This window comes from Brenneria izbisi (assembly GCF_025840185.1).
Lineage (GTDB): Bacteria > Pseudomonadota > Gammaproteobacteria > Enterobacterales > Enterobacteriaceae > Brenneria > Brenneria izbisi.
In genome coordinates, this window is sequence record NZ_JAMPJU010000007.1 from 24036 (window position 1) to 43196 (window position 19161).

Sequence of the window (19161 nt, forward strand, 5' to 3'; positions counted from 1 at the left end):
ATAGAGTTGTTTACTGACGTATTGCATTGATGATCGCACCTTAGACGAGTATCTGCCTAAGGAGTGTTCACTATGATAAGAGTTATCAGCGTGCTGCCGGTCATGTGTTTTGCTTTGAACGCATTCGCCGGCACGGTGATTTATACCGACAGCACGCACCCCGTTTCCTCAGTGTCTTCAGATATCCCCGTTATTTATCTCGATGCGGTTGCAAAAGCAGAGCAGGATCTGTTTGGTCAGTTGCCCACTGACGCTAAGCAGGCTGAAAAACAAGCGCGAGAGATTGTGGGATCGCCTGCCTTTATTCAACAACAGCAAAAGATTCAGGATGCTTACCAGGGCGTTGTCCGGGCATGGTCATTGGGCGTAAAAAAATACCCGGCCATTGTGTTTGATGATCGCTGGGTGGTGTACGGTACCACCGATATCAACCAGGCTCGTCAATACCTGACGAACGTGCAGGAGGCGAAGCCGTGAAACTTTCTTCTCCTCGTAGTCGGCGACTGCTTTTGGCTGTCTTGCTCACCGGCAGTGGCTTATGTACCGCCAGTGTCAATACCGCCAGTCTGATGGCCAGTGCAACATCGGTGTCTTGTATTAGCTGGCGTGTAAAAGGGATTTGTTACTGGCTCCTTTGTACCCCATTTGGTTGCTCGATTAAGACGTCGGTAAAAGTGGAACACTTTATTCCTGAAGCGGTGGTTTCTGCCTACGCCAATGAGGGAGAAAATCCCTGGGTAGAAATGGCGACAGTGAGCCAGGCCGCGGGAAGTGGTGAAAGTGCGCTTGTCGGCTCACTATCCGGCGTTGCGACTGGCGGCGGAAATCAGGAACTGAAAGCGCCAGGGTTACGCAAGAAAAATCTCCATTTCTACTATGCAGATGCGTATGGTCATCCTGCAACCTCAGCGATCGGCGGTATGGTGCCTGGCTATTCATGCCAGACGGCTGCCACGCCGTTCATTCCGTACTTTATGAGCTCACTTGATGCGCTGGTCTGGCGCAGCGGTATTCCTGAATCGCTTTATCCTGAAGCATTGATCCCCGGGCAACGTGAACTAGGGAGCCAGGCATCAGCGAATATGTGGGGGAATGTTTATCCACGTAGTGGATTTGTAACGCAGCATGACGGGTATAAGTCTGCTGCTTTAGTCGCACAGCGTGTTGCTGATGTCATTACGCGCAATGGGCAGCTTCATGTCTATCAACCTCTGGTTGGACAACGTTCTCCTGGCTACTGGCCTCCTGACCCGGTTCGTGAAAATACCGGGACGCAAAATCATAAATGGCAGCGCTTATCCCCTCAGTTATCCAATTCATGTGCGGTTTTTCCTGACAGTGGTGCCGTTGCACAGAATGGCCAGTATGCCTGGGCATTGTGGCAACCCTATAGCTGTTGCAAACGGCGTGGCCAGACTTTCCTTTACAGCTCCGATTTTTAAGCAGGCAGAATACCAATGAAAACACAGCAAACGCGCTATTCCCCGTCCGTCTCTATTTTATCCGGCATTCTGGCCATCACGATCCTCGGCACTGCAACTCATGTAGGAGCGGAAATTACTACTTCACCATCTGGGGCATCTGTCAGCGGTGCTGTCAGTGACGGGCTGTTCTATTCGATCGGTGGCGGTACGGTGATATCTCCTCCGTCATCACGAAACAGCATGACGCGTCTGGGCGTTACCGGCGGTTGGAGCAGTGACCTGATGTGCGGTAATTTCGATATGAAAACGACGGTCGGTAATCAGCTTAACGGTATTACCAGTGGTTTTAAGGATCTGATGGGAACCGTTATTCAGGGCGCTACCGGTGCGGTAGCCAGTATGCCGGCGATGGTCATCCAGCGAGCCAATCCTGCGCTGTATGAAATGCTGACCAATGGCGTGTTGCAGGCCGGACTCAGCTTCGACAAGGCCAAACTGAGTTGCCAGAGCATGGCCAACAAAATGGCCGATTATACCGTGGGTAACAAATGGACTCAGGCGGCGGTTGTTGAGGAATACAAGGATATTGTGGCATCCAGTAACGGCGATGCAGTCAGTAGTGACCAGAAGTTGCAGAAAGCAACAGGGGAAGAAGGGGCAACCTGGATTGGTGGCCAAAAACGCGGAGGAAAGGGACAGACAGCTATCAGACCCACCCGGGATTTGGCGAAAGCAGGCTTCAATATGATGAACAACCTGCCAGTGACGAGTAACAGCAGTGTTAGCTCATCAAGCTGCAATGGTACGTCATGCCAGCGTTTCCCTTCTTCTGAAAAAGCGGCTGAAGCGGTAGTCAAGGTGCTCGGCGATCGTTCTATTCGTACCTGCCGGGATGCCAGCCAGTGTTCAAGTGGAGGTGTGGAGAACGAGCCCGGGAGCAGTGTTGCCGGCACGGGATTCTCCCCAATGCTGGAAGAGGCAACAAAAGAAAATACGGAACAGTTGGTAAAACTGGTTGGCGGTGCGGAAGCGCCGACGGCAAGCAACCTGGCCAAGCTCAAAACAGGCAGCATGGTTGTGACGCGTAGCGTTATCCAGTCCCTGAAAGATGATCCGGACAATAGCGCACTCATTCAGCGTTTAGCCGGTGAACTGGCGATGTCGGATACCGTTGAAACCGCACTGACAATGCGCAGGATGCTGACCACTGGACAATCCGAACCGAATGCAGCCGATCAACCAGAAGCGCTGGCTGAAGGTGACCGGCGTATTGATGCCCTGGACAGGGAATTGGCTGCATTGAAAAACGAAATGGATATTCGTAAAGCCATTAGCAATAACAGCTTGCTGACCACGTTGGAGCGTCAGGGAGTTCGCAATCAAGGCAACCGGTTCCAGCAAAAGAGCGGGAGTCAGGACCAGGGCTTTAATGGATTGAGCCAGAATCAGGGAGGGCAGTGACCGTGGCGAACTCTAAGACCAAACGTTATGGCTATTGGCGGCGCCATCTACTGATCTTCATTACCTGGTTGTTACTTATCACGCTATTGATGCTGCTGGCTGCCGTGCTGTTTGAGAACGATCCGGATGGTCAGGGCATAAAAGGCTGGTTGCATGATAGTCGTTATATCTTGCTGGCCTGGCGCATCATGGTGTACACCGGACTGGCGTGGCTATGGTTTTATGCTGTTCTTCCCAGGCTCATTGCTGCCACTGCATCGCCAGCTTATTTAAGGCGACTGGAATGGTTGGCCGCTGGCTTCTTACTCTTCATCGAGCTGGTCAACTTACGCGCCTTAGTGGCATAAGGAGCGATAGTGACAGCGAATAGTTTTCTTGAATATTTTCTGGTGCTTTTTGGCTGGATATTGAATAACGCCTTCTGGGACATACTGCTCAGTACCGGGCTCTTTGCTTTGCCGTTGGTGTTTAAAGTGCTAGGTATCTGGCTGAAGGTGAGGGAAGAGGGGGCTGATGAAGGAAACAAGGGCATACTGGCCTTACCACGGATGGAGCATGCTCTTTACATTGCGTTTTGTATGATGCTGTTTTGTTGCATTCCACTGCTGCCAGTCGATATCAACGCGATTAAGTTTGACAGTTCCCGGGCGAAACAGTGTGGCATAAACGTGCCGTCGCCGCAGAACTCTGGTTACAGAGGACTGGTGAATGACTTTGATGGCAGAACGGCTGAGGTACCGGTATGGTGGTATATGTTGCACCTGGTATCGAAGGGAACGACGCAGGCAATGATAGCGTCAATCCCCTGTGGCAATAATCTGCGTCAATTACGTTTCGAAGTGCAGAATACCAAGCTGCGAGACCCTGTGTTATTGGATGAAATCCAGGCATTTGCAGACCAATGCTATGCCCGGAGTTATTTTCGACTGAAGAGCACAAACAGCCAGTTAAGCGATGCGACGATTAACTCGGTGGGCTGGATAGGCAGCAGCTATTTTCTGAATACGCCTGGCTATTACGATACTTACACATCGACAGAGCCACGCAGCCAATGGCCGTATGACAGCCAGCGAGACAGTGGATATACCGACGTCGGTCGCGGAGGATATCCAACCTGTAAGCAATGGTGGTCTGATGGTGATAATGGGCTGAAGAGTCGGGTGATGACCAATATCGATGACAGTACCAAAAAAAATATGCGATATAACTTCCCTGATAAATGGGAAGAGATGGCATTACGTTGGTTGGTTAGCCCCCGAAATGTGGCGCTTTCCAGCAGTGGTGATTCTTATGCTGTTAGCGGTAATGACAGTACTACTGGAATCGTTGGAAATGTGACTCGTCTAGTATCTACCGTTGGTCTTGGGTTAAAGCAAGCGGAGGCACTACCTGGATTTGATGCCTTGAAGCAATCACTTCCGATGATCCAGGCGTTGCTGGAAATGATGGTCATTATTGTGATACCAGTCCTGATGATGTTCAGTGCCTATGAACCTAAGACGGTGATAACGATCTCGTTTGTGTTTTTCGCACTGATGTTTATTACATTTTGGTGGGAACTGGCGGGTTGGCTCGATGACAAGTTGATCACCATTCTTTATGACGGTATGGCGACTCAGGGGTTATCCAGTAGTGTCCCATTTGCGGATTTCATGAGCTCAACAAGAGATGGTTGGACCACGAATCTTGTTTTGGGAATGATGTATATCGTTTTCCCGATGTTTTGGATCGGGATGTTTAGCTGGATTGGCACTAACTTAGGAAGTGGTTTTCAAGCTGGACTTGAGAGTGGTAGCGCGCCAGCGCAACAAGCTGGAGAGAAAGCCGGCCGGGAAGCTCAAGGTGTGGTTACAGATAAAGCTACTGGTGCAATTAAAGGAATCGGTAAATAAGATAAGAAATGATGTGGCTGCAATGTTCATAAACTGCATTCAGCCACATTTTTTAGTTATGGTAATAATAGTAAAATTTTCGCGTACGTTCTCTTTCTTCCCATTCTTCTTCTAAACGATCGCTGCGTTTACTCTTTTGAGGGGAATCTGCGAGAACAGAAGCAATGGATGATAGGACAATAACACCTGCATCGTGAGTCGCGCTGGGTAGCGCACCTGTTTCCAGAGTCTTACGCTTTAGGTCGCTCTCATCAATGTGACGGCGTTTGCTGCAACGAGCAACAATGCTGTCGATGTCATCTGTGTTAAATCCGTCTTTGCTCATATCCTCATCCTCGGATAAAAAAAATGCCTAATTAATTGTACCATGCGTGTTTTTTGACCGCAATTGCCATGATGGTATATAAAACAATAAATTAAAAGAGGAGACATGGCTAAGAGCAAGGCGGCTATTTTTCGGCAACGATTCATTGGATTGGCCAATTCATCCCAGGGAAGCGAACAAGAAATCTGGTTTCGCAGGTGTATTGCCCGGGAGTTCATCAAATTCATGAGAGCCAGTGGAATAAATCTCCACCACATAAATAATGTCAAAATAAAATATATTGAAAGGTACTTTACTTATCGCTATCACCAGGGCGTAAAAGCGGTTGTGTTGCAACGGGAGCTATCTGCCTAACAGGCTATTCTTGCGGAAGCAGGGCAGTCTGTTAAAGCAGATCCAGAGCATCCACGATTAAATCCACAAGCTTTGGGTATCGCTGGCTCTCGCCCTGAGGTGATATGCCCCTATTGCAATTGTTCCGCTTCATTGGTGAAAGGCTGCGAAATTTACCCTCATCGGGCTGAGCTGGCAGAGCAGTTCTATTGGATATGCCCGCAATGCAAGGCATATTCTGGATGTCATAAAGGGCAAGGAAGGCCTCTTGGTACGTTAGCGAATGAAGAACTCAGGCAGTTGCGTAGAAAGGTACATTGGTTATTCGATCCCACGTGGAAAAATGCAGGTATCCAGAGAGAAGATGGATATGTTTGGCTTGCAAGAAAATTGAATATTCCCTTACACCGCTGCCATATTGGGTTATTTGATGTTGAGTTATGTCAAAGAGCTATTAAAGTATTGCAATCCAATAAGATTCCTTTGAATAATTAATTCATTTCTTATACGTTTATGCTGTCAGTTATCCACATATCCACGGGGAAATAAGCCAGTGAGCGAGCCCCAACCAAGGGGGCTGGCGAACGGGAGCGGTCGGCGAGAGTCGAGCCGACTTTCCCGGTGGGTATGTGGATAACTGATTCTTTAATTACGAGTGTTTTCCTTATTAACAGTTTTATTACGATAAACTATCATATTGATTTTATCACCAGGAATTAAACCTACAACATTTCCTTTCCTGAAAAATAGTGTTTTTGGTGTATGAAGTATGATTTTTACATTCTCACCAAATCTTGCTGACTGGTGGTATATTGTTGCTGGAATATTCCCTCCAACTGAAAATTCTTGTAATCCAATAGAAAATAATCGTGAGGCGAAATTATTTGGCATAACACACACGCTTGAAACGAAAATGATTAGCATTCCGTGTAGAAGTATTATGCTTGAGGTTTTTTCGGTCAGATGAACAATAGCGTGAAGTACTATGTAGAAAGTTGTCATTAATATGAATTGCTTGTTTGAGAGATATAGTTCATTTATCAGTTCATAGCTTAATATTTTGTTTTCTCTCATGAAGTTTATTAGCATGACATAAGATATTATTGGTAGGGTTATTAAATGTGATGCCAGCATAGCTACTAATGAGCCAATGATTTTTTTTAGCGTTTCTTTTGATATATTTATTTTGTTAGCAAAACTGGTTAGCTTTTTTTCATATTTTACTGAGATGTATCTACACATATTAGGGGCGACAACGCGGTCCATCTGAAGATCTCCTGTTGATCTCGTTAACTAATCGGATCTACTATACACGCGTTGTACCGTTGCTCGAATGCAACATGCCAATGTCCTGGTGATCAGAGAGGGACGCCTTCGGGTGATCACATTGCCAATGTCATCATGACCTGAGAGATGACGCCTGCGGGCGGTAAACCTGTTTAACCTTTGAAAACAGGGGCCGGTAACGGTTAAGGCTCACTTCAAACTTTACGTCTTGCGATATGCAGGCGCTTCTTTAGCAGACTTCTTGATGTCTGCGTACTAACGTCATTACGTCTTTAAGGCTTTTTTTGCTTTGCTTACTGGCTGCGAACTTTTCGACACGTGGTTATGCCAATTGGAACATTTGGCATCTTCCACGTCCGGATTGAGAGCAGAAGTATGCGCGCGTCACTTGTGTATGAGCATCGCGAATACCAAGTGACGCGCGCAGCGCGTATACGGTCAGAGCTTACGCACTGCCCGATAGACAGTTTCTATACCATCTGACCAGCACGTAGTAATGGTTTTACGGACGTATAAACGTCGAACAACCGTTAATGGTCATTAATTCAACAACCAATCCGAGTGTATGAAGGACATCATCATGAGGACATTTCAGTTAGTTAATAGGAGGTAATCAGCACGACATCGATGGCGACGCCAGTAATTCTGGCGTGTGGAGATAGGCTGACGAAAGTCAGGCCAGCATAAGCTGCAAATGGGGAACACCCATGGTATCTCGCATGAGTTGAACATTTCGCCCCTCGATGCACAGATGTCTGCTGAGACGCAGGAAGCGCAAAACCAAACCGTGCCATCGAGGATGAAATGTTTCAGGGAATTGGTAGTTAGGTGTTCCCGGTGAGTCAGGTATTCCGTTCACACGGACGGAATACCTGACTCACCTCATCCGAACAGGAGGGCTATATGGCCAAATTAAATAAAAGCCTGGTAACTCTGGCTCGGCATGGCGGCGGAAGTTTCAAGACCGTTCATGACCGTATGAAAATTGCAGATCGCGTTGCAGACAGGTTGAGAAGCTTAAATATTCAAATTCGTGATGCTAAAAATATCAAACCAAAACACGTCGAGATGTATATAAAGAGTCGACGTCTAGAAAATATATCTATACGGACTCTGCAAAATGAGATGTCTGCGATACGTTGTATTTTACGCGAGTGTGGTAAAACGATCATGGCTAATCCAGAACATGAAACGTTAAATAACCGGGCATTGGGTATTTCCGGAGCCAGCAGAGACGGGACGAAAGTGGCTATACCTGATAGTGTATATGAAAGTGTTTTGGAAAAAGTTAAAATTGTTGATCAAGGTGCAGCTGCTGTAATGGAATTATCACGACTTCTTGGTTTACGTAATGAAGAGGCTATTCAGTCTGTTAAATCACTTAAAACATGGCAGAAGGCTTTACAAAGAGGTGATGAGAAAGTGCGTGTGGTTTTCGGAACGAAAGGGGGGAGACCTAGAGATACCACTATTCTCGATAGAGAAAGGTTAATAATTGCAGTAAATAATGCAATCAGTATATCTAGTAAGAATAACGATCGTTTGATTGATAGTACTGCATTACATTTGGCTATTGAAAAATACCGTAATATTGTAAGAGGAGTTGGACTTGTTGGTAAGTATGCACCTCATAGCCTTCGATATGCGTATACTAACGATGTAACCAATCTTCATATTAAAAATGGCTTTAGCCAAAAAGAGGCTGAAGCATTAGCTTCTATGGATCTAGGCCATGGCGATGGTAGAGGGCATTATGTTGCTCGCGTCTATAACAAAGTTGACCAAGAATAACTCCAATCTATATTAATTTAGGAAATTAATTTTATGAAAAACTATGAGGGTAATAATACACATAACCAAGTCATTTCTATGTATGTAATCGATATATATGTTAAGCATAAATATGCGAAGTTATTTAGAGCGTTGTATGGGCTTGTCGACGTAGAAGATTTTGTGTACGATTACTTTGCAAACCGTTGTCTCTGACAACTGCCAATGTTCCGGTGATTTGAGAGGAACGCCTTCGGGTAATCACATGCCAATGCCATCATTAGCCTGGGAGATGGCGCTTTCGAGCGGCAACGAAAATCTGTTTAACCTTTGAAAACAGAGACCGAAAATTATCGGTTAAGGCTCACTTCACACAATTGGCTCTTTGCCATTCACTTTTCAGTCTAGCGTCGACTCGTTCTACAGTTGACAACCACCCGTGCGGGGAAGATTTCTTCCCGTGTGGGCAGAAATGTTCTCCGTTTTTCATTTGGAGAACATGATGCAAACTTTAACTACTCTACGTTTGATGGTTTTTGGTAAAGCAGTCTCTGCTTTACTGGGGCGAATGCATTTTCTTAAATGTTCCCCAACATTTGTTGAATCCGATTGGATCACGAATCGATCACGAAACATGAGTTTTCAAGCTCAGGTTGAACGAGATACTGATGGGTTTTGGTATTTTCGCATTTGTGCGCGTACTGGAACCCATCCAGGTAACTACCGATTTGAACATTTAAAGACGCCACACGAAGCTTTTATTAACGATCGCCTAGCGTTACAAGCTGGAGAATCTCTAGCTAAAGAACTGGCAACGCTGCGTTACCGATTCAAGTAATTTAACTCCTACCCACATGGGGATCTATCCCCGTATGGGAGATAAATCCCTTTTCGTTTTGATCTGAAAAAAGGATTTATCAATGTACGACTTCAACACGAAACCTTTCGTCTCTCGTCTGGCAATTCTGCGACGTGATGACGAATTTTTACAACGCTCCACAACAGACCTCATCAGAGTCGTCTCTGACATTGAGTCTGTATTGATGAAAGCGACTGCGCTCATGCGTCTCGGCATCGATACGATGGACTGGGATGACTTAGCGATGATGACGCTTAACCAGAAAGCGATAGCGTGGGTTGCACGACAGATCGGTGAAATTATCGGGCTGAATCTGTTGCCACCCATATTTATCGAAAAATACCTCACAGATGTTCTCAAACTAGGCCTCTCTGTTGATGCTATTTTCTGGCAACTCTATTTCAAGCAGGGGTTGAAAGATGCAGCGAAAGTACTTGAGAGCCCTGATGCCAGCATCTGGCTGATTGATTATTACCTTTATGCGCTCGGTTCAGATATCGATCGCAACTGGTATGACGGTCGAACGTTCTACTGACTGAACGCCATATTGTGACTTAACCCATGCGGGATTTATCCCATTGGGGATAAATCCCTTTCAACTCGAATTTAGAAGAGAGGATTTATCTATGACACAAGTCGTTTATGGCAATAGTGTTGAACCTGGGTATACGCTTGAAAGCGAATACGTCGACGGTGAGTGCGATGCATGTGGTAAAAGTGTGAGCATTCATTATTACGAGAGTTGCCACAGTGGCACTATCAATCAACAAAAAAGTTATAACTGTTCGTGTGGTTATCATTTCTCAGATGATGAACGCGACGATTATGACAGCTACGACCATGAAAAATATGACCAACTTGCTGCTGATATGTATGTTGAGGATTTTCTGGGCCTCAATTCTCGTACAGAACTGCTGGTTACACTTGCTGACATCGAAGGTCAAATTATGGGGGCTAAAATCCTCTTTGAACTTCACTGCCTGCCCTTGGCTGAGTTGAAAAAGATTTTGAAAGAATCGCGTTTTGTGGTTAAACAGGCGAAAAAATCATCATATGCTGCAAACTCATCACTGTGTGCTGAGCTTGTCCAGAACATACGGAAGGCATGCAAATTTCAATCTGAAGGCTGTTTGACGCACTAATAAGCTGTTTTACATCAATTATCGGTCCACGATAATTTTACCTTTCCCCCAGTGGCGAATGCTTTCCGCCACGTGGGGGAAAGCATTCGCCCGTAAAAGGTCTTTTATGCGCGAATTAATCTCATCTAACTGCACTGTTTACTCCGATCGTGAATCACGTTGTAGTTGGCCACGGTGAAATGGTGTCGTTCGCTAAACGTGGCTGGTTATAACTCGATAAACACTTTCGTCTAATTAGACGTTACCCCGCGGGGAGAGTCCTCTCCCATGGGATGACTCTCCCTTTTTATTTACCACCTGAAGGAGAGTTCATGTCCCACGTTACTCAAAATACCCCCACGCAACTGGCTGGGAGTGCATCGTTTACCCAAGAGCAGGAAGACGCATTGTGCCAGTTAATACGCCGAGAGTGTTTTCGGCGTGACCGCAATGCATTGCTGAAATTGCTCGGTTATCTCACGTTGTTAAAGGTGGCCGGTTCCCTGGTGCTTTTGACGCTTGTCCTGCTACTTCGCGGGTTGACTCACTGAGAGGATCTGTTATGCCAATGCCTTTACACATACTCATTGTACTGTCCACGGGGTTGTGGTTCATCCTGCGCTGGACGTGCAAGTTATTTGCCCGCGCCCTTGTCTGGCTCTATCAGGTATGGCGGCAACGCTCTCAACAAACGGAATCATCGGTTTGTCGAATAACGTATACCGGCAAATGGCTGTTAGCTGACGATCACCAATGTTGCGGTCGCGCTGTTGTACTGAGGCATCACCACGGTTATAAGCCAGGTGTTGAACTGTTGTACTTCAACGAGGAAGCCGCACACCCTTTTTACGGTGAACGCTATTTGGAGAATGAAGACGAAGCCATTGATATCGCGTTAGCGATGCATCAGAAATTGTTACGCAACATGCGTCAACGTTCCAAGTCAGAACGGTCAGAACGGATGCCCGCTGTCGTGACGATTTCGGCTCCGCATCAGGATGAAGCCGCATGATGAATGGAGAACAGTCATCTCCGGCCGTTGTCATCAATGAGGATGCATGGGCGCGTCTGGTTACATTTAGGCCGGATCCGTCATGTGAGACAGAACGGCTTCACCGTCTGGTTCGCCTTGCGTTGAAAACGTTGGCCGCCAGTACGCGTTCAGAAATAACGACCGGTTTTTTTTGTTTACCCGGTGACGGTAGTGTGACGACGCCGTTATGGCAGCAGTTTCACCTACGGCATGCGGACGGTGTTGTTCATATCAATCTGACAAATTAACACAGTTATTCATTAACCCTGACGGGGAAACCCGCAGGGGTGGACCCGTCTTTATTTTTCTGAGGAGCCCACAATGAGTCTACTTACCGTCAATGAAAACCATGATAGCGCGCAGGCGACCCGGCAGGCGATGCAGTCACTGACTCGTGAACCTAGCGCCATCGAACGCACCCGTAACCGTTTCTATGACTGGTTGCAGGCGGAGTTTGACCGGCACTATCACACGCTGAGGGACGGCGGCTATCGGCGTTTTCTTGAGCAGCGCCATCCGGCAGAACTGGAACGTTATGATGCGGCTTGTGATGCGTTGCGGCGTGAAGAGTTCAGCCGTTTTGCCGAACTGCAAACGCTGGGACTATTTCTGCACACCCAGGTCGCGGAGAAAGAAGCGCAGTTTCGCCGCCGGCGTAATCGCTTCCTGTTGGCCATGTCGGTGACGGGGATAATAACGTCCGGGGTCGTCTGGGCCCATTTACACCAGGCGCAATTTGATCTGTGGTGCCAGCAGGCATTGATTGCCGGCCGTGCAGTTCTGCAACTGTTTACGTCTTTACTTTGATTTTTCCCGAGGGCTGTTCCCTTGGGGGCAGTCCTCCTTTTTTTGATTATGGAGACTGTCATGAAAACTTTCACGTTACAGGATGCCGGTGATATTTGCCGGCTAATGACCGGGCGTTTGATGCAGAGTGTTAACGACGGTTTGACACCGTGGCGGCAGGACATTATTCGTCACGGCATACCTGTTCACGCACTTAGCGGGCACCTGTTTACTGGCATCAATGTATTGTTGCTCTGGCAAGCCGCGCTACGGTTCGGCCTGACATCAAACCGCTGGCTGACAGGTGATGACCTGCGCTCGATGGGGGGCAAGGTAAAGCAGGGACACAGTCCTACGACCGCTGTCCGGTATAAACCCACGTTGTCGCTGTTTCGGATTATTAATATCGAGCAGTGTGAAGGGTTACCCATGGAGTTGCAGGCAGGGTGGCCCTGGCTATCGTCTCCCATCCCAGGTCTTGAACGGGTAGGGGAATGGCAAGCTGCTTCGCAGGTTCCGATACTGTTCAGAGCACAATATCCAGCGGTTTATCTGCCAGAAAGCGATCGTATTGAGTTACCGGGGTCTGATCCGGACAGCCTGACTGCGTTGCTCATCAGGGCAACAGGGCATCCGGCTCGACTTGGTCGCTTTGATGTGACGAATGATTTACCTGAAATGAATGAGTCGCTCATCGCTGATGTGGGCCGCGCGTTTCTCTCTGCCCTGGCAGGATTACATCTTGCCGGCGAGCCGATGTGGAATGGCGAACTCGGTTCAGATCCGTGGTTACTGTTCAAATCCGCATCGGATGCGGGTAAGGCAGTGGGCTGGCTTGAGGCGCAACGGCAGGCAGGGCTGCGGTCCAGTGATATTCAACGCTGGCAGCAATATGCCGGTCAACTGATGGCGGAACATTATGGTCAACCGTTGAATGACACCACGTTGGTCTGTGAAAGCGTTGTTCGTCAGCATTTGCGTTACAACACATCACCGTGTAACGCTGTGAATGCGTTGGCGCGACTTTACGACTGGCCACGGAGTGATATGCCGTCGGCATTATTCACGCCCGAACTGAATAGCGTTGCTGACGCACTGGCACGTTTTTCACTGAATCCCGGGAGTCTGGCTGTTCATCGTGTCGCCAGCGACATTGAGGGCAACGAAGCGTTTCAGGACGCTCCAGAACTTGAAACCTTGTTGTTACCGCCACCGTCTGCCGCAGCACTTGAGAGTGTTGCAGCCAATGACGAGGGGGAAGGGGATGATCCGGACGACCCGGGGAATCTTGCTGCGCTTCCCTGGGTGGCCAACCTGGGACGGTCAAACCCGCATCGGGCAACATTTATCCGGCAGTTCAGGGAAATTGCACCCTATGAAAATCGCTGGACGGTATTCAGCGATTTTATTCATATGGCCGCAGCTGCGCTGCATAACCGGTGTCATTTCACTCAGGAAATCGAAGATGACTACATGCGACGAATCAGGAGTTATAAGAAAGCCGATCAGCATCGTTTCCCGGTGCTGTTCGACACACTGGTTGAGGGGATGGAGTTCAGCGCCACGGATTTTCTCGGTTCTGTGTTCATGGAATTGGAACTGGGCGATCAGTGCCGGGGGCAATATTTTACGCCGTATTCCGTTGCTTACATGATGGCGAAGATGCAACTGGCTGATGGTTTACCTGCACTACGTAGTGGGGAACGGGATTTTGTTACTGTCTCAGACCCTGCATGCGGTGCAGGTGGCCTGGTTGTCGCGATGGCTCAAGCCATGCTTGAAGCAGGATTCAATCCACAAAAACAGATGATGGCAGTTTGTGTCGATATCGATCCCGTCGCAGCAATGATGGCGTATGTGCAGCTTGCCCTCTATGGCATACCGGCCATGGTTATTGTCGGTGATACTTTGCGGATGGAATTTCACAAAACCTGGCGTACTCCGTTCTGGCTGATGTTTGGTTGGGAACGTAAATGGGCCAGAGAGCAGGAACGGCTGGCTGAACAAAAAGTCGCCTGATATGACAACTTAACCCCTACCGGGCGTTTCTCCCGGAAGGGGGAGCGCCCTTACTTTATCAGTAAGGAGCAGCATGCTGACAGAACGTTTTATTCAACAGGTGTACCTGAAACAGCTGAATCTATTCATCCATCCAGAGGAATGGCAGGCAGATATCAGTAACGATCTGCTGGACTACCTAAACACGGATATCGTGTTTCACGGCCAGCGGTTATTACCGGTCATGCAGTTTATGCTCGATAATATTCCGGGTAATCGTCAGTTAAGGGCGCGTTGTCAACTGAGTGAGCGGATTCTGACCCTGTGGATTTTGGGGCTGGATGCGCTGGCCACGGCAAGCGGTAATACACGATTATTACCGCGGACGTCGCCGGAGAGCAGCGGGCGGGTGGATTGTCTGCTGCCTGGTGACCCGTCCGCGTTACTGGATTTGTCGGATAACGACTTTATCCGGTTGACGGCGCAGGGTGACCGGCATCCGGATGACGTTATTCCCCGCGAGCAACTTGCGATGACGATACGACACTGGGAGCGGTTTGAGTCATGGTTGAGCCGTTCGCTGGCGCAGACGGGGGAGCATTGCGTGGCGCAGTTGGCCACGTTGCAACGACGTTGTGACGTAGAACCCCAGGTTGTTCGACGTTTTGACACGGATTTCGGATTTATTACCGTGAATCTGAGTGCTAACGACCTCAATTATGCGGATGATACCGATGAACCGGTTGGATACGTGAAGCGCATTTGCCGCGGCGAAATATTACCCATAACGTTAGAAGCTCGAGTTCATTATCACAACGGCGCCATCCTGGGACGTTTCCCAGGACGAAAAGACGTGGTGAACGTGAACCGGTTGACAGTGATGGACTATGGTGACGTTGTGCGGCAGGCAATAGCCTGGCTGCGCGACGAACGCCACCGTTTTGACGACACACCGGCGCCGACTTTACGCCTGGTAGCCTGAAATTAACAAACCCGGCAGGGGGAACGCCCCTGCGGGCCTCCTGCCATCACTATTTTGACAGGAGTATACGATGTGCATTATTCATGAATACATTCAGCAAGCTTATCAGCGAACGTTAGGCTACGCGCCGGATTATGACGACATCTGCTGGCAGTTGGATGAGGGCGTAGGCCATACCTACGTTAACAGTCGCACGCTATTTGAAGCAGAACCGCTTACGGCCGTCATGGAGACCATGCTGGAGCGGCTAGATACTGACGAGGTTAAACGTGAACGCAGCCGGAAAGTGTTGGCGATGTGGATAAACGCCACTAACTGGCTGGCCAATGAAGTGGATGATGGCTATATGCATCTTCCTCGTGTGCATCCACAAATCAGCGGTCGTACCGACCAGCTGCTACGTGCTGACATTATACCACTCTATGAACTGGATGAAGAGATGTTCCGGGAGGCCTCCGGGCAGAACGATAACGCGCCAGAGGAATACATTACGCTTGCGCAGTTTCGGCAGAGCGAACGCTTCTGGTTCCGCTTTATGGATTACCTGGAGCGGTCGCTGCGAGATGTTTCCCATCAATGTGTTGAAACGCTGACGCAGTTTGTCAGCAACTGCACATTTGAGGAGCGCCAGATTCGCCGTTGGCGAGGACAGACTGGAGAGATACGTTTACACATGTCTCCGCAACCTATTGATGAAATTGACGTCATGGAGTTTGATTCAGAATTCCTGACGCAATATATCGATGGGGTGGCGGCAGGAATTAACGTGCCGGCCATCTTCCGCGCCGACGTTCACTATCGTAATGGCGCCGTGATGAGCAGTTTTACGGGAGACGCAGAGGTTAACGAACCGGAACACCCTAATGCATCGGATTATTGTGAAGTTGTTAATGACGCAATAGAGTGGATTCGGGAAGAGTTAGAACACGTTGTTTTGTTGAGTAATGCAACTAGTCAACCGGCTGCATTGGTTCAAAAACTGGCTGCTTAAAAAATAGAAAGTACCGTAACAGGTCAATACCGGTCACTTAAGGTGATCGGTATTTTTTTATGGATTTTTAGTTCGTATTTTTCTGGTTTCTCAGGGATAACACTATCCTACCGGCCTATTCCCTTTCAGCATGGCCACAGCATCCGTACCGGGCATCTGAAACTGCACCCGGTGCCGGGCTGCTACATCGAGCGCAAACACTTTCGTATAGACCTCCGTCGAGCTGATCGACTTATGCCCCATTAAACTCTGCAGTACCTTAAGCGGTATACCGGCATACAGCATGTGCATAGCGTAAGAGTGGCGAAACGTATGTGGTGTTACTGGCACAGAGAAGGTCACCCCATCGGCCACGGCGGCTTCCACTGCTTCATTCAGCCACGTCCGGACCGTCCGGTCGGTGATCTCCCAGATGCGCGCCTTCTCGGTTCTGCCAGTATGCTTGTTGCGTCTCTCCTGCGGTATTTTCAGCGTGGCCACCATCATCTCCAGTTGGCTGACATAGTTCGCATCGGAAAGCGGTACCAGCCGGTGAGCCTGGCTGCCGGCAGGCGCACGGCCGGCCGTTCTGGCCGCTTTCTCCGTTCGCTGCTTGAGGGTGGCCAGCTGTACGAACGGGTAGGGCGGCGCCAGGGAAAAATCACTCCGGGTCAGCGCCAGGGCTTCGTTAATGCGCGCGCCCGTGTTCCAGAGTGTCGCAAGAAGCATCTTGCGGTGAAGATCAGGCACGTAGTGGAGCAGGGCGCTCACCTCCGGCGCCAGCAGGTATTTCGGCAGTTTGTCCTTCACCAGCGCCATCTGGCGCAGCGCCAGCGCGGCCGGATAGTCGATGGACACAGGCAACTGATCTGCAGTTCCTGGCTGCGGCCCCAGGGTAACGAGTCCGGTCATCAGGATGACTCTCCGCCTGGAGATATGCGCAGTGCTGACGCGAGGATTTCCCGGTTTTCCTCATTACGCCAGTTACCGAAATAGTCCACTTCCAGGCGCAGGGACAGGTCTGCAGCCTCTATCAGGTCATACACTTTCTGCAGGGCATTCTGCAACTGCTGTGCTGATATCACTCGTGGCTCATCATGTTCATCCACGCCGTTGCGGTGTACCAGATCGTTTCGCCAGTCTGCGATGATGCCCAACGGCTTAATCGGCCAGATGGGCGGGATGTGGAGCACGATCCCGAAATAGCGCTCAATGGTTTTAACGTTATGAAATGTCATTCGGGAAACGAAGTTTCGCGCCGCAGGCCGGAACAGGGAAAGCGCCATCTCACGGGCAGCATGCTTTTCTGGATTTTTAATGCGTTCAGACTTCATGTAATACGCATCCCTGAAGCGTTTGAGAGGCCAGTCATGCTCAAGCAGTGCCCTGGCGCAGTACATCAGGTACGCCTCCATGACCGTAACGGCATGGACGAAAGACATCCTGTACACCAGTTGAGGCTGCTCTGTTTCGAGCAGGGCATATAGCTTCCTCAGCTCCTGTTTTGCATGCCGGTAACGCTGATGAATATTGTTCAGGGAAGCCACAAACAGCCCGTGTTCATGATCCCACTGAGCCTGATCGGCAAGCGTCTCCTGCTCCCAGTAATACAGGTTCGCGGCCTGCTCCCATTCTTCAGAGTCAGCTACAACATCCGGGTAATTTTCCGCGAGCCATTCATCAAATCGTTCCGCTTCAATATCCAGCATCGAGTCTTTCATGCTTCCCATAATACCAGAATTCGGATCTGCATAACCACAGAGAACAATAAACAATCAAATGAAGACGATTTTAATAATTGACTGCTATGGTTGTTTATTGACTACTATGTCGTATCATTAATGACTACACAGTAATGATTAATGCGAAAAAGCAAAAGGAAATGAACATGAACAATGCAGTGGCTAACCCGCCTAATGACGATGATGAGACCACAGTCTATACGATACGGGGCATCAAGAAGTCACTGGACCATACCATCAGTGAGCTGGCGACGTCCTACGGCAAGCCGAAGGCCACACTGCTGCGTGAATTTATCGAGATGTGGTTCAGCGACCATGTGCGGAATTTCGGGTTACATAATTCACTGGTCAAAACCTTTGATGCCGAGATCGCTGACTTTATTGGCGTGCCTCTCATGACAGAGCGAGTTGATGATTTTCATATTACCCGTCATAACCACGAATTCCTGCAATTGCTGGGGATCAGGGATGAAGAGGGGCTGAGAACCCTGCTGCTCAATAACGCTCCTTACCTGCGTCTGCGAGCCCGTCAGACGCTCGGTGGATGTACGCGAGTACCGCGAACGACGTCGCTGGCGTTTGCCATGTTTGCCGAGCTGGCCAGCCGTGATGCGGGGACGATCGGCGACGCGCATGCCCGGTTGTTTCCGTCCCTGAGCCAGGAAGGATATGACCGCTTCTACCGCCACATTAATGAGATCCGTGCAGAGATGAAACGTCCCGCCCTGCTGCCCGACACGGAGATCAGCGAGAAAGGGGAAAAAGTCATCGTCACCATTTACAGCCCGAAGGGCTATGCCGACGAGTGCTGGAAAGTACACATCAGCCTCAGGCAGGGCGTTCGTTCTCCAGGCTCCGCGTTTCGTTTTCCGCACCTGGAGCGTCGGCTGTTTAATCCTGATCCGCCGTATCGCAAAGTGGTGATCTCGGACAATGACGAGTGGGACATGGGTTTTTGTTTTACTGACGGAGTCTGCGAGCTGCATCTGTACTCCAACGGGATACCGGAAAGCGAGAATCCGGTCCCGCTGCCGATCGTGGCACAAAAATTGATTGCGGCCATCGAAAACCAGATGGGCCAATAATCCTGTCACGGATCATCCAGGCTCCCGCTACGGGAGCCTTTTTATTGTGCACAGAAAACCCCCAGCTAGGCTGGGGGTTCCGTAAAGCTTTCA

Annotated in this window: 23 protein-coding genes; 19 read left to right on the plus strand and 4 right to left on the minus strand. The window is 49.1% G+C overall.

The window, feature by feature from the left end; genetic code table 11:
* The first annotated feature begins 72 nt into the window (after nucleotides 1-72).
* Genes NC856_RS10585 through NC856_RS10605 form a run of 5 tightly spaced genes read left to right on the plus strand, consistent with a single transcriptional unit; the run spans nucleotide 73 to nucleotide 4777 of the window.
* The gene (locus NC856_RS10585; protein ID WP_264090402.1) at nucleotides 73-477 is read left to right on the plus strand and encodes a TIGR03757 family integrating conjugative element protein; all 405 of its coding nucleotides are present in this window, start codon (nucleotides 73-75) and stop codon (nucleotides 475-477) included.
* Nucleotides 474-1442: a TIGR03756 family integrating conjugative element protein gene (locus tag NC856_RS10590; RefSeq protein ID WP_264090403.1), complete on the plus strand. Its 969-nt coding sequence runs from the start codon at nucleotides 474-476 to the stop codon at nucleotides 1440-1442. Before NC856_RS10585 ends, NC856_RS10590 begins: the two co-directional genes overlap by 4 nt.
* 15 nt (nucleotides 1443-1457) lie before the next feature.
* Complete coding sequence (locus NC856_RS10595; RefSeq protein ID WP_103157497.1) at nucleotides 1458-2885, plus strand: integrating conjugative element protein; 1428 nt, start codon at nucleotides 1458-1460, stop codon at nucleotides 2883-2885.
* A 2-nt stretch (nucleotides 2886-2887) separates the two neighbouring features.
* On the plus strand, nucleotides 2888-3232 hold the full coding sequence (locus NC856_RS10600) for a hypothetical protein (RefSeq protein WP_264090404.1): 345 nt from the start codon (nucleotides 2888-2890) through the stop codon (nucleotides 3230-3232).
* Between the two features lie 9 nt (nucleotides 3233-3241).
* On the plus strand, nucleotides 3242-4777 hold the full coding sequence (locus NC856_RS10605) for a conjugal transfer protein TraG N-terminal domain-containing protein (protein ID WP_264090405.1): 1536 nt from the start codon (nucleotides 3242-3244) through the stop codon (nucleotides 4775-4777).
* A gap of 52 nt (nucleotides 4778-4829) precedes the next feature.
* Here the strand turns inward: NC856_RS10605 and NC856_RS10610 are convergent, their stop codons facing one another.
* Entirely contained in the window at nucleotides 4830-5102 is a 273-nt protein-coding gene (locus tag NC856_RS10610; RefSeq protein WP_264090406.1) for a hypothetical protein, read from the minus strand.
* A gap of 105 nt (nucleotides 5103-5207) precedes the next feature.
* Here NC856_RS10610 and NC856_RS10615 point away from each other — a divergent pair, with 105 nt between their 5' ends.
* A complete protein-coding gene (locus tag NC856_RS10615) occupies nucleotides 5208-5456 on the plus strand; it encodes a phage integrase N-terminal domain-containing protein (protein WP_264090407.1) in 249 nt (82 codons plus the stop codon).
* Nucleotides 5457-5555: 99 nt separating this feature from the next.
* Entirely contained in the window at nucleotides 5556-5930 is a 375-nt protein-coding gene (locus NC856_RS17840) for a zinc-finger-containing protein (RefSeq protein ID WP_404802326.1), read from the plus strand.
* A 150-nt stretch (nucleotides 5931-6080) separates the two neighbouring features.
* On the opposite strand, the gene NC856_RS10620 is transcribed toward NC856_RS17840, so the two are convergent.
* Nucleotides 6081-6701, minus strand: coding sequence for a hypothetical protein (locus NC856_RS10620; protein ID WP_264090408.1), 621 nt, complete (start codon nucleotides 6699-6701; stop codon nucleotides 6081-6083).
* Nucleotides 6702-7625: 924 nt separating this feature from the next.
* Here NC856_RS10620 and NC856_RS10625 point away from each other — a divergent pair.
* The 11 genes from NC856_RS10625 to NC856_RS10675 all read left to right on the plus strand — a co-directional run bounded on the left by NC856_RS10625 (nucleotide 7626) and on the right by NC856_RS10675 (nucleotide 16262).
* Complete coding sequence (locus NC856_RS10625) at nucleotides 7626-8513, plus strand: integrase domain-containing protein (RefSeq protein WP_264090409.1); 888 nt, start codon at nucleotides 7626-7628, stop codon at nucleotides 8511-8513.
* A gap of 481 nt (nucleotides 8514-8994) precedes the next feature.
* The gene (locus NC856_RS10630) at nucleotides 8995-9330 is read left to right on the plus strand and encodes a hypothetical protein (RefSeq protein ID WP_264090410.1); all 336 of its coding nucleotides are present in this window, start codon (nucleotides 8995-8997) and stop codon (nucleotides 9328-9330) included.
* A gap of 82 nt (nucleotides 9331-9412) precedes the next feature.
* Nucleotides 9413-9886 (plus strand): hypothetical protein, encoded by a 474-nt coding sequence (locus tag NC856_RS10635; protein WP_264090411.1) that lies wholly within the window; start codon nucleotides 9413-9415, stop codon nucleotides 9884-9886.
* A 91-nt stretch (nucleotides 9887-9977) separates the two neighbouring features.
* Nucleotides 9978-10493, plus strand: a complete 516-nt coding sequence (locus tag NC856_RS10640) for a hypothetical protein (RefSeq protein ID WP_264090412.1) — start codon at nucleotides 9978-9980, stop codon at nucleotides 10491-10493.
* Nucleotides 10494-10804: 311 nt separating this feature from the next.
* On the plus strand, nucleotides 10805-11023 hold the full coding sequence (locus NC856_RS10645; protein WP_264090413.1) for a hypothetical protein: 219 nt from the start codon (nucleotides 10805-10807) through the stop codon (nucleotides 11021-11023).
* A gap of 17 nt (nucleotides 11024-11040) precedes the next feature.
* Complete coding sequence (locus tag NC856_RS10650) at nucleotides 11041-11484, plus strand: hypothetical protein (RefSeq protein WP_264090414.1); 444 nt, start codon at nucleotides 11041-11043, stop codon at nucleotides 11482-11484.
* Complete coding sequence (locus NC856_RS10655; protein WP_264090415.1) at nucleotides 11481-11753, plus strand: hypothetical protein; 273 nt, start codon at nucleotides 11481-11483, stop codon at nucleotides 11751-11753. The genes NC856_RS10650 and NC856_RS10655 overlap by 4 nt, the downstream gene beginning before the upstream one ends.
* A 73-nt stretch (nucleotides 11754-11826) precedes the next feature.
* On the plus strand, nucleotides 11827-12312 hold the full coding sequence (locus NC856_RS10660) for a hypothetical protein (RefSeq protein ID WP_264090416.1): 486 nt from the start codon (nucleotides 11827-11829) through the stop codon (nucleotides 12310-12312).
* 60 nt (nucleotides 12313-12372) lie between these two features.
* On the plus strand, nucleotides 12373-14310 hold the full coding sequence (locus tag NC856_RS10665) for an ArdC-like ssDNA-binding domain-containing protein (protein WP_264090417.1): 1938 nt from the start codon (nucleotides 12373-12375) through the stop codon (nucleotides 14308-14310).
* 73 nt (nucleotides 14311-14383) lie between these two features.
* Nucleotides 14384-15271, plus strand: a complete 888-nt coding sequence (locus NC856_RS10670; protein ID WP_264090418.1) for a hypothetical protein — start codon at nucleotides 14384-14386, stop codon at nucleotides 15269-15271.
* A 70-nt stretch (nucleotides 15272-15341) separates the two neighbouring features.
* The gene (locus NC856_RS10675; protein ID WP_264090419.1) at nucleotides 15342-16262 is read left to right on the plus strand and encodes a hypothetical protein; all 921 of its coding nucleotides are present in this window, start codon (nucleotides 15342-15344) and stop codon (nucleotides 16260-16262) included.
* A gap of 102 nt (nucleotides 16263-16364) precedes the next feature.
* Here the strand turns inward: NC856_RS10675 and NC856_RS10680 are convergent, their stop codons facing one another.
* Together NC856_RS10680 and NC856_RS10685 are read right to left on the minus strand one after the other, a co-directional pair.
* Nucleotides 16365-17153, minus strand: coding sequence for a site-specific integrase (locus NC856_RS10680; RefSeq protein WP_264090420.1), 789 nt, complete (start codon nucleotides 17151-17153; stop codon nucleotides 16365-16367).
* The gene (locus NC856_RS10685; RefSeq protein ID WP_264090421.1) at nucleotides 17153-17971 is read right to left on the minus strand and encodes a hypothetical protein; all 819 of its coding nucleotides are present in this window, start codon (nucleotides 17969-17971) and stop codon (nucleotides 17153-17155) included. Before NC856_RS10685 ends, NC856_RS10680 begins: the two co-directional genes overlap by 1 nt.
* Nucleotides 17972-18096: 125 nt before the next feature.
* On the opposite strand from NC856_RS10685, the gene NC856_RS10690 reads away from it, so the two are divergent.
* The gene (locus NC856_RS10690; RefSeq protein WP_264090422.1) at nucleotides 18097-19068 is read left to right on the plus strand and encodes a hypothetical protein; all 972 of its coding nucleotides are present in this window, start codon (nucleotides 18097-18099) and stop codon (nucleotides 19066-19068) included.
* Nucleotides 19069-19161: the final 93 nt, after the last annotated feature.

Coding starts and splice junctions, on each gene's coding strand:
- NC856_RS10585 (WP_264090402.1), top strand. CDS start 73: ATGATAAGAGTTATCAGCGTGCTGCCGGTCATGTGTTTTGCTTTGAAC.
- NC856_RS10595 (WP_103157497.1), top strand. CDS start 1,458: ATGAAAACACAGCAAACGCGCTATTCCCCGTCCGTCTCTATTTTATCC.
- NC856_RS10610 (WP_264090406.1), bottom strand. CDS start 5,102: ATGAGCAAAGACGGATTTAACACAGATGACATCGACAGCATTGTTGCT.
- NC856_RS10615 (WP_264090407.1), top strand. CDS start 5,208: ATGGCTAAGAGCAAGGCGGCTATTTTTCGGCAACGATTCATTGGATTG.
- NC856_RS10620 (WP_264090408.1), bottom strand. CDS start 6,701: ATGGACCGCGTTGTCGCCCCTAATATGTGTAGATACATCTCAGTAAAA.
- NC856_RS10625 (WP_264090409.1), top strand. CDS start 7,626: ATGGCCAAATTAAATAAAAGCCTGGTAACTCTGGCTCGGCATGGCGGC.
- NC856_RS10630 (WP_264090410.1), top strand. CDS start 8,995: ATGCAAACTTTAACTACTCTACGTTTGATGGTTTTTGGTAAAGCAGTC.
- NC856_RS10635 (WP_264090411.1), top strand. CDS start 9,413: ATGTACGACTTCAACACGAAACCTTTCGTCTCTCGTCTGGCAATTCTG.
- NC856_RS10640 (WP_264090412.1), top strand. CDS start 9,978: ATGACACAAGTCGTTTATGGCAATAGTGTTGAACCTGGGTATACGCTT.
- NC856_RS10645 (WP_264090413.1), top strand. CDS start 10,805: ATGTCCCACGTTACTCAAAATACCCCCACGCAACTGGCTGGGAGTGCA.
- NC856_RS10650 (WP_264090414.1), top strand. CDS start 11,041: ATGCCTTTACACATACTCATTGTACTGTCCACGGGGTTGTGGTTCATC.
- NC856_RS10655 (WP_264090415.1), top strand. CDS start 11,481: ATGATGAATGGAGAACAGTCATCTCCGGCCGTTGTCATCAATGAGGAT.
- NC856_RS10660 (WP_264090416.1), top strand. CDS start 11,827: ATGAGTCTACTTACCGTCAATGAAAACCATGATAGCGCGCAGGCGACC.
- NC856_RS10665 (WP_264090417.1), top strand. CDS start 12,373: ATGAAAACTTTCACGTTACAGGATGCCGGTGATATTTGCCGGCTAATG.
- NC856_RS10670 (WP_264090418.1), top strand. CDS start 14,384: ATGCTGACAGAACGTTTTATTCAACAGGTGTACCTGAAACAGCTGAAT.
- NC856_RS10675 (WP_264090419.1), top strand. CDS start 15,342: ATGTGCATTATTCATGAATACATTCAGCAAGCTTATCAGCGAACGTTA.
- NC856_RS10680 (WP_264090420.1), bottom strand. CDS start 17,153: ATGACCGGACTCGTTACCCTGGGGCCGCAGCCAGGAACTGCAGATCAG.
- NC856_RS10685 (WP_264090421.1), bottom strand. CDS start 17,971: ATGGGAAGCATGAAAGACTCGATGCTGGATATTGAAGCGGAACGATTT.
- NC856_RS10690 (WP_264090422.1), top strand. CDS start 18,097: ATGATTAATGCGAAAAAGCAAAAGGAAATGAACATGAACAATGCAGTG.